Genomic DNA, 16,115 nt, shown 5'->3' with positions numbered 1-16,115 from the left:
CCCCTTTAAAAATCTACGGTCTTACCCCGAGGGTATGGCAAATTGCATAACTTAATTCTGCGCGGTTCAGGGTGTAGAAATGGAAATCTTTCACCCCTTCGCGGCTCAAAATCTTCACCATGTCCATCGCAACAGATGCGCCCACCATTTTACGAGTCTCAGGGTCATCATCTAGCCCATCAAAAATAGTGTTCATCCAATTTGGCACTCGCACATTGGTCATCGTGGCAAAGCGCTTAAGCTGCTTAAAATTGGAAACGGGCAAAATGCCAGGAACTATCTCAACATCAATCCCTGTAGCAACACAGCGGTCACGAAAACGCAGATAACTTTCGACATCAAAGAAGAATTGAGTGATCGCTCGGTTGGCACCTGCATCAATCTTACGTTTTAAGTTAATGAGGTCTGCCTGTGCACTCTTCGCTTCTGGATGTACTTCCGGATAAGCTGCAACAGAGATATCAAAATCGCCCACATCCTTCAGCAACGTCACTAAATCAGAGGCATACATTTCCGGCTTGCCACTGTCTGGGGGTAAATCACCACGTAAAGCAACAATATGGCGAATACCACTATTCCAATAATCCGTCGCAATATCACGTAACTCGGTTGGGGAAGCATCAATGCAGGTCAAATGTGGCGCAGCTTCAAGACCGGTGCGCTCTTTAATGCCTTTGATAATGCTATGGGTGCGATCACGCTCACCGGAGTTAGCACCATAAGTCACTGAGACAAATTTTGGCTTTAGGGTGCTCAAGCGGTCAATTGAGCTCCACAGAGTATCTTCCATCTCGCTGGTACGCGGCGGGAAAAATTCAAAAGAAACATTAATCTGGCCTTGCAGCTCTGCCAGACTTTGATTTAGCGCTTCCCGCTGGTTTGCGTGAAAAAAACTCATACCCTGTTACTCCATTGCCTATGATTGTCGCTTTGACGACTTATGTTATCTGTCACTGTCCATTTATGAGCGTCTATACGTTTAGACGTCTAAATAGAAAATGACCGAAGTTGGCGAAAGAGTCAACTTTTAAATAAGTTTAGGCCGATGATTAATCTTCACACGCAACACGCAGAAAATTCATGTAGGGGATCACGTGATATTTTGCCTCCCCGACGCAAAAAGTAGAGGAGGCAATTTAATGCAGGTTTATAGCAGTTGAGACAAGCGATTTAAATCTGACTGAATGGCTCCTGCGGTAACATCACGTCCCGCCCCCGGGCCACGAATCACTAACGGGTTATCGCGATACCAACGGCTCTCAATGGCAAACACGTTATCGCACGGCAGCAAGGACGCCAGTGGATGGTCAGTACGTACCGCTTCAACGCCCACGCGCGCCTTACCATTGGCATCAAAACGCGCAACGTAACGCAATACCAGCCCCATTTCATTTGCTGCCTCTAAGCGTTGAATCATTTGCTGATTCAATGCTTCACCATTTTCAAAGAATTGATCCACGGACCCAACATCCGCCCCTGCGGGCACCAATGACTCCACTCGCACCTGATTTGGTTCGATGTCGTAACCAGCTTCACGGGCTAAAATCACCAGTTTGCGCATGACATCCTGGCCTGAAAGATCCACCCGAGGGTCAGGCTCGGTCAACCCTTGTTGCCAAGCTTGATCCACCAGATCAGTAAAGGGCACAGTGCCGTCAAATTGCAGGAATAACCAAGACAGCGTACCGGAGAAAATACCGCTGATCGCCAAAATGCTGTCGCCACTATCACGCAGATCACGCACGGTGTGGTTCACGGGTAACCCCGCACCGACAGTCGCGTTATACAGCCAATGACGACCTGTTTTCGCAAAAGCGTCGCGGATTTGGCGGTAGTTATTGCTGCTCGAAGCTCCGGCTAATTTATTGGCACTGATCACGTGGAAACCATAGCTGGCAAAATCCAGATACTGCTCGGCGAGTGACTCACTCGCCGTCACGTCCAGCACCACCAAGTCATCAAACGGATGCGCCCGCATCCACAAAAATAGTGATTCTTCGTCCTGTTCTTTGGCTTCATCATCATAAAATGCCAGTGTCCGGCTCGCATCCAACCCGTCATAACTCAACAGGCTACGGCGGCTGTCGACAACACCAGCCAACACGAACTCAAAACCACTGCGGGCTGAAATGTTTTTTTGCTCACGGGCAAACAACTCCAACCAGCGCGCACCGATATTGCCTTTACCGAACAGCATCAGACCAATACGCTTCTCCGCACGGAACAACGACTGGTGTAAACCCTGAATCAAGTGTTCAGTTGGCCCAAGACGCAAAACAGCAACCATGCTGATTCCGTCTTCGGCCTGCCAGATAAACTCAACCGGCTGATCTTTAAGTTGCTGGTAAAAACGATGGCTGTGCAATGGGTTTTTGCTCACTCCCGCACCGACTAATGCCACCAGTGCCAGCCCTTCACGCAGCGATAATTTCCCCGGCAGGGTGGCATCTTCCAGCACCCTGAGTGCGCTGTTGACCACTTCGGAGGTATAGCAAAGTTGCAATAGATTGCGATCAGGATGGATACCTGTCGCTAACGGTTTGATTTGCGCACGTTTCAGGAGCAAATCAATTTCTTTCTGTGCCAGCGAAAAATCGTGATGACTGGCAATCTGTAGTTCGATCAGGCAAACATCATCATGGCTGGTAACAATCTTGGCACCAGATCCCGAAGCCAGTACGCGCTCAATACGAGTTGAACCTTGCTCCGGCTGATAGCTACAGCGCAGTTGCAAATCGATATCGCTGCCTGAAACTGGCTGCAACGTGCGGGTATGTAGTACAGGTGCTGCCAGACGAGCCAGTTCACTGGCTTCATCCAAACGCAGTAAAGGCAGCAAGCAGGCATCTTTCACTTTGCGCGGGTCAGCGCTGTATACCCCGGCAACATCACTCCAGATGGTAACGCGCTCAACACCTGCCAACGCCCCAACTTGGGTCGCAGAGTAGTCACTGCCATTACGCCCCAACAACACGGTTTCACCGGCATTATTACGCGAGATAAAACCGGTCACTACCAAGCGCTGATGCGGATGTTGCGCCATCAATTGTTGCAACAACGGATAAGAACGACCTTCATCAATTTGTGGCTGTGCCGCACGTTCCGCACGCAGGAAGCTACGGGCATCAAGCCAAGTAGCATCCATATCCAACTTATTCAGTACTGCAGCCATTAAGCGGGCCGACCAAATCTCACCGTGCCCGACCACTTCAGCATAAATTGCATCATCAACTTTGTTATCCAGCAGGCCGGCCAGGCGCTCCAAATCATGGATAAACTCGCTGATCAGCCGCTCGGCTATTTCTGGTGGCAATAAGCCACTAATCAGATCGTGTTGATAACGGCGTAAATTCTGCTGTACCTGATGAGCAGAAAGACGATCACTTTGACTCAGTTTCAACCAACTTATCAGCTGGTTAGTTGTACTACCTGCCGCAGACACCACCATGAGATCGCCGGGATGACTGTAGTTGGCCATAATATTGGCCACTCGCAAGTAACACTTCACATCTGCAAGGCTACTACCACCAAATTTATGCAGTTGACGACCCGTCACCGCCGCTGCTACCGCTGTTGCATTCATGCTTACCTCGTTCCCGCCAACTGGAAGGCATTTTCCAAATCGGCAATCAAATCTTCGCTATCTTCAATACCCACGGAAATACGCAATAAGCTGTCGGTAATACCTGCGGCAGTGCGCGCTTCTGGCGCCATACCCGCATGAGTCATGGTTGCGGCATGGGAAATCAGGCTTTCGACGCCACCTAACGATTCTGCCAAGGTAAAAAGTTCAAGGGCAGAGAGGAAACGACGCAGTACCTGTTCATCACCATCAAGCTCAAAACTGAGCATCGCACCAAAACCTGACTGCTGACGGCAAGCAATTTCGTGGCCGGGATGTTGTGGCAGAGAAGGATGATACAGCTTTTTCACTAAAGGCTGCTGCTGTAAATAGCGAACAATGTCATCTGCGTTACGTTGCTGTTGAGCCATACGCGGTGACAAGGTACGTAAACCACGTAATAACAAGTAACTATCAAATGCAGCCCCCGTTACGCCGATATTATTCGCCCACCATGCCAGCTCAACCGCCAGTTCAGGATCTTTGGCAATCACCGCCCCCGCAATCACATCTGAATGCCCATTGAGATACTTAGTGCAGGAATGCACGACCAAATCCGCGCCTAAAGAGAGAGGTTGCTGCAATGCCGGGCTGAGGAAAGTATTATCGCAAACCGTTAACGCACCAACCGCATGTGCCGCTTCACAAATTGCTGCGATATCAACGACACGTAACAAGGGGTTGCTTGGGGTTTCAATCAACACCAGCTTAGGCTTCTCAGCCAAGGCTTGACTCAATGCCTCTTTATTACCTTGATCAACAAACAACACTCGATATGCGCCGCGCTGACTTAAGCTATTAAATAAACGGTAACTCCCGCCGTAGCAGTCATGTGGCGCCACCAATAGATCGCCCGGTTTGAGAAATGTGGTGCAAACCAAATGAATCGCTGACATCCCGCTGCTGGTCATAACAGCACCCGCGCCCCCTTCCAGTTCAGCCAATGCCCGCTGTACTACATCGCGTGTTGGATTACCACGACGTGAATAGTCATGGGCGCGAGGCTGATTAAAGTCGATAAAATTATAGGTACTGGAGAGGTGAATCGGGGGGACGACGCAGCCATATTGCTCGTCATCGTTCAACCCGCTACGGACTGCTATTGTTGCTTGTTTACGCGTCATAAGGATTTCCACCAGCCGGGATCGAGAAAATGTTATGCCAGAGTAGACGCACAAATTACGGACGTCAATACATCTGGACATCTAAACTTCTTTGCGTATAGATTGAGCAATGGAATAATAACCGCTAAAATTATGTAGGTTTTAGATATCTTAATGATGTCAGTCAGATTTCGGTGGGGATCTTGTTTTAATCGCAAAAAATGGCTTATACCCAATAGTTTTCAAGTTGCAGGTCAGCAACAACAGAATAAACTCAAGGAGTTTAGCTAACTCAATGACTTGAGTGAATGATGGCAGTCAGCCCCCAGCAGCTTGAAAGATGATAGGTATAGAAGGTAATAGCTATCAATAAATAGCAAAAAGGGTTATTTCAGTGACCTTAGTCTAGTAAAATCGACATTTATTTAGTGAGAACAGCGAAGATCGGGCATAATTGGCCGGTTTTCAGAATTTTGTATTTTCCGACAAATTTAAGGTGTCCCATGGCTGAGTGGAACGGCGAGTATGTCAGCCCTTACGCTGAACACGGTAAGAAAAGCGAGCAGGTCAAAAAAATTACGGTATCCATTCCGCTGAAGGTATTAAAAATCCTCACCGATGAGCGGACCCGCCGTCAGGTGAACAACCTGCGCCACGCGACTAACAGTGAATTGTTATGCGAGGCTTTTTTGCATGCATTTACCGGACAACCGCTGCCGAATGATGAAGACCTGCGTAAAGAGCGCAGTGATGAAATCCCGGAAGCCGCGAAGATTTTAATGCGTGAGTTGGGTGTTGATCCCGATACCTGGGAATATTGATTTCCGGCAGCAGCCCGGTTCATAAGTCAAATGAACCGGGCTGCTGAAATGAAAAAAGGCGCCCAAGGCGCCTTTTTCGTCTGACGGGCAATAATTACTTCTTAGCACCCGGCACGCTGAAACGCTTGTTGAAGCGGTCAACACGGCCACCGGTAGCAACATCACGCTGCTTGCCAGTGTAGAACGGGTGGCATTCGCCGCACACGTCCAGATTCAGGTCATGACCAACAGTTGAGTTGATCTTGATAACGTTACCGCAAGAGCAAGAAGCAGTAACTTCTTCGTATTTAGGGTGGATACCTTGTTTCATGGAAAACCTCTATATTTAGGCCGTGTCGCTATCCAGCCCTGTTCCGCCAGACACCACACGATTGATAAATAACAATCGTCGATAAAATAAACAACGCTTGTTAACAGGATTTGATATCGAATTCTATCAAAGGCGGCGAATCATACAGAATTTGACCAAACCGCGCAATCGAATCCGCACATTCTGAAGCACTCAGTGTAAACTATTCAATCTTTTTTTATTCAAGCCCGTTTTTTATTCAGGATGGCAATACATGTTCGTTGTCCAAGTGGCCTTACCCGTCCCACTGAGCCGTACCTTTGACTACCGTTTAGACAGTGCCATGGCCTGCCCGGTGGTGGGTGCACGCGTCAGTGTGCCATTTGGTAAACGCAAAGCCATTGGGATTGTCGTGGGTATCAGTGATACCAGCGCCTTCCCCCTCGAACAACTCAAAACCGTTGATGCCGTGTTGGATAGTGACAGCCTATTTCCCCCCAGTCTGTGGCGCATACTCTGTTGGGCGACCGAGTATTATCATTACCCCATTGGTGAAGTCCTGTTTCATGCCCTACCCATCTTGCTGCGCCAAGGGAAACCGGCACAATCCGCCCCTTTGTGGCAATGGTTCGCTACTGAACTTGGGCGAGCCACTCCGCCGGAAAGTTTAAAACGTGCGCCGAAACAGCAGCAGGCCCTCGCTGCATTATTACAAAAACCAGTCTATCGCCATCAAGTTAATGACATGGCACTCACGGAAAGTGCGCTGCAAGCCTTGCGCAGCAAAGGGTTAGTTGACCTACGCGCTCAGGAAGCCGCTACCATCGACTGGCGTGTTGGCTTTTCGGTATTAGGCGAGCGCCTGCGGCTCAATACCGAACAGGCCACTGCCGTTGGGGCGATCCGCAGTGAAGATACCCAGTTTTCTGCCTGGTTATTGGCGGGGGTGACCGGTTCTGGCAAAACCGAAGTGTATCTCAGTGTACTGGAAAACATTCTGGCGCAGGGCCGTCAGGCGCTAGTTTTAGTACCTGAAATTGGCTTGACACCGCAGACCATTGCGCGTTTTCGCGAACGGTTCACGGCACCGGTTGAGGTACTCCATTCCGGCTTAAATGACAGCGAGCGTTTGTCTGTCTGGCTGCGGGCGCGCAACGGCGAGGCCGCCATCGTGATTGGTACTCGCTCCGCCCTGTTTACCCCTTTCTCGCGGCTAGGGGTCATCATTATCGATGAAGAACATGATAGCTCTTATAAACAGCAGGAAGGCTGGCGCTACCATGCCAGAGATTTAGCCGTATTCCGTGCACGCGAAGAAAATATTCCCATCGTGATGGGCACGGCGACCCCCGCGTTGGAAACATTACATAACGTGCAGATGGGGAAATATCGCCAGCTCACACTGTCGAAACGGGCGGGTAATGCAAAACCCGCAGTACAACACTTATTGGATCTCAAAGGGCTACCGTTAAAAGTTGGCCTTTCTCAGCCACTGCTAAAGCGCATGAAAGCCCATTTGCAAGCTGACAATCAAGTGATTTTATTCCTCAACCGCCGGGGTTATGCACCCGCCCTGTTGTGCCATGAATGCGGCTGGATTGGCGAGTGCCAGCGCTGTGACCACTATTACACGCTCCATCAGAATCACCGCCAGTTGCGTTGCCATCATTGCGATAGCCAACGGCCCGTGCCGCAACAGTGCCCCAAATGCGGCTCAACTCACTTAGTCTCGGTTGGCGTTGGTACAGAACAGTTAGAAAATGAGCTTGCGCCGCTATTCCCTGATACCCCAATTACCCGAATTGATCGCGATACCACCAGCCGTAAAGGCTCACTGGAACAGCATCTGGCTGATGTTCATCAGGGAGGCGCGCGCATCTTGATTGGTACCCAAATGCTGGCGAAGGGCCACCACTTTCCTGATGTCACGCTGGTCGCATTACTGGATGTTGACGGAGCGCTGTTTTCCGCCGATTTTCGCTCGGCGGAGCGTTTTGCACAGCTTTATACCCAAGTATCTGGCCGCGCAGGCCGTGCGGGTAAACAAGGTGAAGTCATTTTACAAACGCACCATCCTGAGCATCCACTACTGCAAATTCTACTCCAGCAAGGCTATGACGCTTTTGCCAAACAGGCTTTGGCCGAACGTAAAAGCGTATTTTTACCGCCTTATACCAGTCATATCATCGTGCGCAGTGAAGACCACGATAACCAGCAATCAGCACTGTTCCTGCAACAGCTACGTAATTTGCTGGAGGCTAGCCCACTGAAAGATGATGCGCTATGGATTATGGGGCCAGTTCCGGCATTGCAAGCTAAACGTGGTGGCCGCTTCCGCTGGCAATTATTGTTACAGCACCCTTCACGGCAATTATTGCAACGGCTGATTAAAACCTCTCAGCCGTTGATCAACACGCTACCGCAAGCGCGAAAAGTTAAGTGGACGTTAGATGTGGATCCAATCGACAGCTAAATCACCTGCTTACTCGAAGTTGTAACGCTGGTTATTTACGTAATTTATTGTTTGATTTGCCACTCTAAGCAATCGTTTACCCTGCTTTGTGCGAGCCAGTTCGAAAAAACCTACTTATGTCACACTTTTAATGCAAATTAGGTAACAAATTGCCCTCACTATCTGTATAGAATGACGGAAAGTCAGTATTTAACCGAAACCACACTGCCATGAAAGGATATGAGCGCGCTAACCGGGCATACCGGTTTACGTGTGACAACCCGTTAATATTCTGAGCCACGGGCCACAGGATATCTCAAGCATTCGTGCTGGCTCGGAGCCAGAGCAAGGAGAAAGGCGTTGGAACAGAAGAAAGAATTCACGATGGCCACCATGAAAGACGTTGCCGAAATGGCAGGTGTTTCAACTGCGACGGTATCGCGTGCACTAATGAACCCCGAGAAGGTTTCTACCGTGACCCGGCAAAAAGTGGAACAAGCCGTACTGGCTGTGGGTTACTCTCCTCATGCTTTATCTCGCAATATTAAACGCAATGAGTCACGCACTATTCTGGTGATTGTCCCCGATATCAGTGACCCATTTTTTGCTGATATCATTCAAGGCATTGAGCATGCTGCCGCCCAGCAAGGATATCTGATATTAATTGGCGATTGCGCGCAACAGACACAGCAAGAGCGCACCTTTGTTAATTTAATCATCACCAAACAAATTGATGGCATGTTGTTGCTAGGCTCCAATCTGCCGTTTGATGCCAGCAAAGAAGAGCAACGCAATTTGCCGCCCATGGTCATGGCAAACGAATTTACACCAGAACTGGAACTACCAACGGTGCATATCGATAACCTGACCGCAGCCTATGAAGCCGTAAACTATCTGCACGAGTTAGGTCACAAACGTATTGCCTGTGTGGCTGGGCCTGAGAGTTTTCCGCTGTGTCAGTATCGGCTACAGGGCTATATTCAGGCTCTACGCCGTAACGGTATTGCGGTCGACAGCGACTATATTCTGCGGGGTGACTTTAGTTACGAGGCTGGTGCTGAGGCTTTTGCCACACTCATGGCGCTACCACAACCACCTACTGCAATATTTTGTCACAATGATGTAATGGCGATAGGGGCAATGTGGCAAGCCAAGAAAATGGGGTTGCACGTCCCGCAGGATATCTCAGTGGTTGGCTTTGACGACCTGAAGCTGTCACAGTATTGTGATCCTCCCTTGACCACCGTAGCGCAACCACGCTATCAAATTGGTCAGCAAGCCATGTTACTATTACTTGAGCAGTTACAAGGGCATTCAGTACAAAGTGGCTCCCGCTTGTTAGACACCGAATTAATCATCAGGGAAAGTACTGCTGCGCCTAAACGCTAGGCAAATATTCAGGGGTTCAGTAACATGACGGACTTATTCCATCATCACGACGCAGCGAAACGACAGTGGCACAAAGAGATTATGTAAGCCGAGGGCGCTCAGGAGCGCGGCGCAAAAGCACCAGCCGAAAAAAACGCAGTGCTCCAGCAGTATCTAAAACCGTGATGGCACTGGCTGTCGCGCTATTAGTAGTATTTGTTGGTGGACTTTATTTCATTACCCACAACAAGCCGGGTGATCTTCCGCTACTGCCTAGCCATGACCCTCGTGCGGGCAATGGGCTACCGCCGAAACCGGAAGAGCGCTGGCGCTATATTAAAGAGCTGGAAAATCGCCAGATTGGCGTCCCTACACCAACAGAACCCTCTGCCGGTGGTGAAGTGAATTCCAAGACACAACTGACCAATGAGCAGCGCCAATTGCTTGAGCAAATGCAGGCGGACATGCGTCAGCAACCAACACAGCTGTCAGAGGTGCCTTATAACCAAGGCGTACAAGTGCCCCGCTCTTCGGTGACCATCACACCACCGGCAACCAATGTGCAGCAGCAACCGTTAACACCGCCGCGTCAAACGACTGCGCCAGTACAGCAGCAAGTACCGGTACAGCCGCCGCGAGCACAACAGCCAACGGCACCGGTTACACAGGCCGCAACACCACCGAAGCCGGAAAAAGAGAAAGAGAAAGAGAAAGAGAAAGCACAGCGCTGGATGGTGCAATGTGGTTCATTCAAAGCCGCCGATCAGGCCGAATCTATTCGTGCTCAATTAGCATTTGAAGGTATTGAAAGCCGTATAACCGCCGGTGGTGGTTGGAATCGTGTGGTGCTCGGCCCATACAGCACCAAGGCTGCCGCAGATAATGCCTTGCAGCGTTTGAAAAGCGCAGGTCAATCAGGATGCATTCCCCTCGCTGTTGGGGGTTGAAAAGCAGTAATCCTCCCCCATTTATAATCTCAATATACCCCATACTGTTTTTCTGAAAGGCAGTATGGGGACTCATTCAGTCTGCAACGAGGGTCCGCTCGTGACAACAATTGTAAGTGTACGCCGTGATGGTCATGTCGTTATCGGTGGCGATGGCCAGGTCACTCTGGGTAATACCGTAATGAAAGGTAACGCCAAAAAAGTACGTCGCCTTTATAACAATAAAGTGATTGCCGGTTTTGCTGGCGGTACGGCTGATGCCTTTACGCTGTTTGAGCTGTTCGAGCGCAAACTAGAGATGCATCAAGGCCACCTGACGAAAGCAGCTGTCGAGTTAGCCAAAGATTGGCGAACCGACCGTATGCTACGCAAGCTTGAAGCACTGCTAGCCGTCGCTGATGAAACCGCGTCACTGATCATCACAGGCAATGGCGATGTAGTTCAGCCTGAAGATGATTTGATTGCTATCGGTTCTGGTGGGCCTTATGCCCAGTCAGCGGCACGCGCTCTGCTGGAAAACACCGAATTGGGTGCTCGAGATATCGTTGAGAAATCTCTGAGCATTGCGGGGGATATTTGTATCTATACCAACCGCTTCCAAACCATCGAAGAATTAACGTACTAAACGTTATTAACATACAAAGCGTAAGGATAGAGTGACATGTCTGAAATGACCCCACGCGAAATCGTCAGCGAACTTGATAGCTACATTATCGGCCAGGATAAAGCTAAACGTGCAGTGGCCATTGCCCTGCGTAACCGCTGGCGTCGGATGCAACTTAATGAAGAGTTGCGCCATGAAGTTACTCCAAAAAACATTCTGATGATCGGCCCAACCGGTGTGGGTAAAACCGAAATTGCCCGCCGTCTGGCAAAACTGGCTAATGCACCGTTCATCAAAGTTGAAGCGACTAAATTCACCGAAGTGGGCTATGTGGGTAAAGAGGTGGATTCGATTATCCGCGATCTGACCGATGCAGCCGTGAAAATGGTTCGCCATCAATCAATTGAAAAAATGCGCTATCGGGCTGAGGAATTAGCCGAAGAGCGCATTCTGGATGTGCTCATTCCGCCGGCCAAAAATAACTGGGGCCAACCGGATGAAACCCAAGAGCCATCTGCGACTCGTCAGGCTTTCCGCAAAAAACTGCGCGAAGGTCAACTGGATGACAAAGAGATTGAAATCGATTTGGCAGCCGCTCCGGTTGGAGTTGAAATTATGGCACCTCCGGGCATGGAAGAGATGACTAATCAGTTACAATCCATGTTCCAGAACATTGCTGGTCAGAAACAAAAGCCGCGTAAAATCAAAATCAAAGATGCATTCAAACTGCTGATTGAGGAAGAAGGCGCGAAGCTGGTTAATCCTGAAGAGCTAAAACAGCAAGCGATTGATGCGGTTGAGCAACACGGGATCGTATTCATCGATGAAATCGATAAAATCTGTAAACGCGGCCAGACTTCAGGCCCGGATGTGTCTCGCGAAGGGGTACAGCGTGACTTGCTGCCACTGGTAGAAGGCTGCACCGTATCGACTAAACACGGTATGGTGAAAACAGATCATATTCTGTTTATTGCCTCCGGTGCATTCCAGGTCTCAAGCCCGTCTGACCTGATTCCGGAATTGCAAGGTCGCTTGCCAATCCGTGTAGAATTGCAAGCACTGACTACAGATGATTTCGAGCGCATTCTGACTGAACCGAGTGCATCGCTGACCGAACAGTACAAAGCACTGATGGCGACCGAAGGAGTGACTGTTGAGTTCTCCCGCGAAGGTATCCGCAAAATCGCTGAAGCAGCCTGGCAGGTTAACGAGCGTACCGAGAATATTGGTGCTCGCCGTTTGCATACCGTGCTGGAACGTCTGATGGAGGATATCTCTTATGACGCTAGTGAAAGCAATGGCCAGTCCATTACTATTGATGCGGAATATGTCGGTAAGCATCTGGATGAGCTGGTAGCAGATGAAGATCTGAGTCGTTTTATCCTATAATTCGCTTTATAAGCCTATGCTGGATAAAATGGTTCGCCAAAATAATATTGAGTGGGAGGCATCGCCTCCCACTCTTATTTTTATCGAATGATTTTTTTAACTCGCCAATAATAGGCGGACCAGACTCCTAATACCCGACGTTAGTGGCGTTGCAGGTAGGCGGCCAATGAACTTAGCTAACCCCTGCGGCTTCAATAATGGAAGGTAAATAATAAAATGAAGCGGAAAATGAGCCTATCAACCAACACCAGCCAGACTCAGGCTTGGCTGGAAAGCCTGCGGCCACGAACACTACCACTGGCTTTTGCCTCTATCGTTACCGGTTCAGCGCTTGCTGTCTGGCTCGATAGTTTTAAACCCGCAGTCGCATTGCTTGCTTTGCTAACAGCTGGCCTGCTGCAAATTCTGTCTAATCTGGCCAATGATTATGGCGATGCTATTAAGGGCAGTGATACCGAAGAGCGCATCGGGCCACTGCGCGGCATGCAAAAAGGGATGATTACTCGTCACCAGATGAAAGTGGCGCTGATCATTACTGTAAGCCTGACCATTATTTCTGGTATTGCACTTATCGCTGTGGCCTGTGAAAAACCCAGTGATATTTTAGGCTTTTTACTGCTTGGGTTGATGGCCATTGTGGCGGCGATTACCTATACCGTAGGTAACAAACCCTATGGTTATATGGGGTTAGGTGATATTTCCGTCTTAGTATTCTTCGGCTGGTTAAGTGTTGCCGGGACTTACTATCTTCAGGCTGGGCACTTTGACAGCATCGTCATGCTTCCCGCCACGGCTTGTGGTTTACTGGCCACCGCAGTTCTCAATATTAATAATTTGCGCGATATCGAAAATGACAAGGCCAATGGTAAAAATACACTGGCGGTGCGTTTAGGCCCAGTCATCGCACGCTATTACCATGCTCTATTGATCACTGCCGCTATCTTCTGTCTGGCCTTATTTAGCCTATTAAATCTGCACACTTGGAAGGGTTGGATCTTTATTCTGGCTGTTCCATTGTTGGTCAAACACGCCCTATTTGTCTTGCGCGAACCTACGGCTGCGGGAATGCGCCCCATGCTTGAGCATATGGTTAAAGCCGCGCTATTGACCAATATCCTATTTGCCGTCGGCCTAGTACTCAGCTAATCTCGCCGCTTTCTTTCTCCGGGTGGCGGCTAATAAAGTCTACTCGGAGAAATTTAACAATTGATGATTTTGCCAACAGTAGCCAGAAAGGGATATACTTAACATCCCAGCCGCAACCAGACGTTAATCCTATGAAATATGATACTTCCGATCTCTGTGATATCTATCATGAAGAGGTAAATGTGGTAGAACCACTGTTCTCCAATTTTGGCGGACGTACTTCATTTGGTGGCAAGATAACCACTGTAAAATGTTTCGAAGATAACGGCTTATTATTTGACCTACTTGAAGAAAATGGTCTGGGCCGTGTCCTGGTTGTTGATGGCGGTGGCTCAGTTCGCCGTGCATTAATTAATGCTGAATTAGCTGACCTGGCGCTGAAAAACGAGTGGGAAGGTATTGTTGTTTACGGTGCAGTTCGTCAGGTTGATGAACTGGCTGAGTTGGATATTGGTATCCAAGCGATGGCAGCCATCCCGGTGGGTGCTGCAGATGAAGGTATCGGCGAGAGTGATATCCGCGTGAACTTTGGCGGTGTGACGTTCTTCTCCGGCGACCATTTGTACGCAGACAACACCGGTATTATTCTGTCAGAAGAACCGTTGGATATTGAGTAATATACCACTGATTTCATAAGAAAGGGCGATGTCGATATCGCCCTTTACCCTTCTCATTTGACGCCGGTTATTGTTTACACGTTAACCGCCAAAATCAAACTTCTTCCATCTTTCCCAGCAAAGCCCGCAGACGATCCTGCCAAACATGCTGTTCTTGTTTCAGTTGCTCATTTTCGCGCACTAGCGCTTCACGGCCACCAGCCGCTTCCTGAACTTCTTGGGACAGGGTGTTATTCTTCTCTTTCAGCTCTTCAATTTCCATCTGTAACAAAGTGATGGTATCAATCGCCTGCTGAACTTTAACTTCCAATTTCTCAAATACTTCAAATGACATTCTTCGGTCCCCTTATGGTAGCAAGGCGTACATCTCTTGGTCGCAGTCATCATTTTTAGCTTGAGTTGCTGCTCTAACTAAAACAACAACTAGCAGATGAAACTGCTGTGAATACTTATCGCGCTATATGGCTATCGAACTCGTGTAACAAGCGCTGGTTTAACGCGTTCCTCATCAAAGCAACGCCGCTTGATAAAAACGATGACCCTGTGAAACGATTGTATGTAGCCAGCCCCCCCCTGTCTAGCGCCATACCCGTACAAACCACACTCTGTAGCAATTTCGTTTCAGGAACCATCAGCAAAAACTGAAAAACCCTTATGACCAATCCTGTAAAGTTATACATGCCCTTAACAACTGAAAACAAAAGTACTGGTCTGATCACACTTTCAAAGTACCTTAACGTCCGTGAATAACGCGAAATCGCTCATTTTTATGACACACCACACACATTTTGATTTCGCTATTTCTCGTTTGTGCTCGTTAACGATAAATTTACATCACTCCCTTCGTTGTCTGAAGGGCAAAAATAAGAAATACCCTATAAATCTCTGTCTCTAGGACATCTACTATGAGCCAAACCGCTAGTTCGACCTTGAAGGGCCAATGTATCGCGGAGTTTCTCGGTACTGCTCTACTCATCTTTTTTGGTGTGGGCTGTGTTGCTGCAATGAAATTGGCAGGCGCCAGTTTTGGGCAGTGGGAAATCAGTATCATTTGGGGCCTGGGTGTTGCCATGGCCATCTACCTAACAGCAGCAATTTCTGGCGCTCATCTTAACCCGGCGGTAACCATTGCATTGTGGTTATTTGCCTGCTTCGATCGCCGTAAAGTCATTCCCTACATTGTGGCGCAAATTGCAGGGGCATTTTGTGCAGCGGCATTAGTGTATGGTCTCTACTACAACCTGTTTGTCGATTTTGAACAAACCCATCAGATAGCTCGTGGCAGTGTTGAAAGCCTGAACTTGGCCGGTATCTTCTCTACTTATCCAAATCCGCACATTTCTGTTTTCCAGGCTTTCCTGGTTGAAACCGTCATTACTGCTATTTTGATGTGCCTGATTTTGGCACTGACTGACGATGGTAATGGTATTCCTCGCGGCCCACTGGCACCGTTACTCATTGGTATTCTGATTGCTGTTATCGGTGGTTCAATGGGGCCGCTGACAGGCTTCGCATTAAACCCAGCACGTGATTTTGGTCCAAAACTATTTGCTTATTTTGCCGGCTGGGGTGAAGTCGCCTTCACTGGCGGGCGTGACATTCCTTACTTCCTAGTCCCTATCTTAGGGCCTATCGTCGGCGCTTTGGTCGGTGCTTTTGGCTATCGTGCTCTGATTGGCCGCCACTTACCTTGCGATGTGTGTGCCATTGATGATGAAGAAACCACGGTGACGACCACAGAACGCAAAGCGTAATTA

General features: G+C 49.0%; 14 protein-coding genes. 9 read left to right on the top strand and 5 right to left on the bottom strand.

Annotation, left to right across the window (positions count from 1 at the left end):
* Positions 1-13 precede the first annotated feature (13 nt).
* The 3 genes from metF to metB form a co-directional block, all read right to left on the bottom strand.
* Entirely contained in the window at positions 14-898 is an 885-nt protein-coding gene (gene metF, locus HUZ92_RS16445) for a methylenetetrahydrofolate reductase (protein WP_050141095.1), read from the bottom strand.
* 249 nt (positions 899-1,147) lie between these two features.
* Positions 1,148-3,583 carry a bifunctional aspartate kinase/homoserine dehydrogenase II gene (locus HUZ92_RS16440; RefSeq protein ID WP_050101061.1) on the bottom strand — a complete coding sequence of 812 codons (2,436 nt, stop codon included), beginning with the start codon at positions 3,581-3,583 and terminating at the stop codon, positions 1,148-1,150.
* Positions 3,584-3,585: 2 nt separating this feature from the next.
* Complete coding sequence (metB, locus tag HUZ92_RS16435) at positions 3,586-4,746, bottom strand: cystathionine gamma-synthase (protein WP_145579459.1); 1,161 nt, start codon at positions 4,744-4,746, stop codon at positions 3,586-3,588.
* Positions 4,747-5,228: 482 nt separating this feature from the next.
* Between metB and metJ the strand changes: the two genes are divergently transcribed.
* The gene (metJ, locus tag HUZ92_RS16430; RefSeq protein WP_004392248.1) at positions 5,229-5,546 is read left to right on the top strand and encodes a met regulon transcriptional regulator MetJ; all 318 of its coding nucleotides are present in this window, start codon (positions 5,229-5,231) and stop codon (positions 5,544-5,546) included.
* A 94-nt stretch (positions 5,547-5,640) separates the two neighbouring features.
* On the opposite strand, the gene rpmE is transcribed toward metJ, so the two are convergent.
* Entirely contained in the window at positions 5,641-5,856 is a 216-nt protein-coding gene (gene rpmE, locus HUZ92_RS16425) for a 50S ribosomal protein L31 (protein ID WP_050101063.1), read from the bottom strand.
* A gap of 253 nt (positions 5,857-6,109) precedes the next feature.
* Between rpmE and priA the strand changes: the two genes are divergently transcribed.
* From priA to rraA, 7 genes are all read left to right on the top strand, one after another.
* Entirely contained in the window at positions 6,110-8,308 is a 2,199-nt protein-coding gene (gene priA, locus HUZ92_RS16420) for a primosomal protein N' (protein WP_145579460.1), read from the top strand.
* A gap of 339 nt (positions 8,309-8,647) precedes the next feature.
* On the top strand, positions 8,648-9,676 hold the full coding sequence (gene cytR / locus HUZ92_RS16415) for a DNA-binding transcriptional regulator CytR (protein WP_050101065.1): 1,029 nt from the start codon (positions 8,648-8,650) through the stop codon (positions 9,674-9,676).
* 65 nt (positions 9,677-9,741) lie between these two features.
* Positions 9,742-10,602: a cell division protein FtsN gene (ftsN, locus tag HUZ92_RS16410; protein WP_128451836.1), complete on the top strand. Its 861-nt coding sequence runs from the start codon at positions 9,742-9,744 to the stop codon at positions 10,600-10,602.
* A 100-nt stretch (positions 10,603-10,702) separates the two neighbouring features.
* On the top strand, positions 10,703-11,227 hold the full coding sequence (gene hslV, locus HUZ92_RS16405) for an ATP-dependent protease subunit HslV (RefSeq protein WP_002208942.1): 525 nt from the start codon (positions 10,703-10,705) through the stop codon (positions 11,225-11,227).
* A gap of 36 nt (positions 11,228-11,263) precedes the next feature.
* On the top strand, positions 11,264-12,595 hold the full coding sequence (gene hslU / locus HUZ92_RS16400) for an HslU--HslV peptidase ATPase subunit (RefSeq protein ID WP_004710539.1): 1,332 nt from the start codon (positions 11,264-11,266) through the stop codon (positions 12,593-12,595).
* A gap of 228 nt (positions 12,596-12,823) precedes the next feature.
* Positions 12,824-13,741 carry a 1,4-dihydroxy-2-naphthoate polyprenyltransferase gene (locus HUZ92_RS16395; protein ID WP_050101067.1) on the top strand — a complete coding sequence of 306 codons (918 nt, stop codon included), beginning with the start codon at positions 12,824-12,826 and terminating at the stop codon, positions 13,739-13,741.
* Between the two features lie 131 nt (positions 13,742-13,872).
* On the top strand, positions 13,873-14,358 hold the full coding sequence (gene rraA, locus HUZ92_RS16390; protein WP_004714419.1) for a ribonuclease E activity regulator RraA: 486 nt from the start codon (positions 13,873-13,875) through the stop codon (positions 14,356-14,358).
* Between the two features lie 94 nt (positions 14,359-14,452).
* Here the strand turns inward: rraA and zapB are convergent, their stop codons facing one another.
* Positions 14,453-14,692, bottom strand: coding sequence for a septal ring assembly protein ZapB (gene zapB, locus HUZ92_RS16385; protein WP_004392238.1), 240 nt, complete (start codon positions 14,690-14,692; stop codon positions 14,453-14,455).
* Between the two features lie 571 nt (positions 14,693-15,263).
* On the opposite strand from zapB, the gene HUZ92_RS16380 reads away from it, so the two are divergent.
* The gene (locus HUZ92_RS16380; protein WP_050101068.1) at positions 15,264-16,112 is read left to right on the top strand and encodes an MIP/aquaporin family protein; all 849 of its coding nucleotides are present in this window, start codon (positions 15,264-15,266) and stop codon (positions 16,110-16,112) included.
* Positions 16,113-16,115: the final 3 nt, after the last annotated feature.

It is taken from the genome of Yersinia vastinensis (assembly GCF_902726565.1).
Lineage (GTDB): Bacteria > Pseudomonadota > Gammaproteobacteria > Enterobacterales > Enterobacteriaceae > Yersinia > Yersinia vastinensis.
The sequence above is the reverse complement of the archived record's forward strand: the minus strand, read 5'-3'. Positions and strand labels throughout refer to the sequence as shown.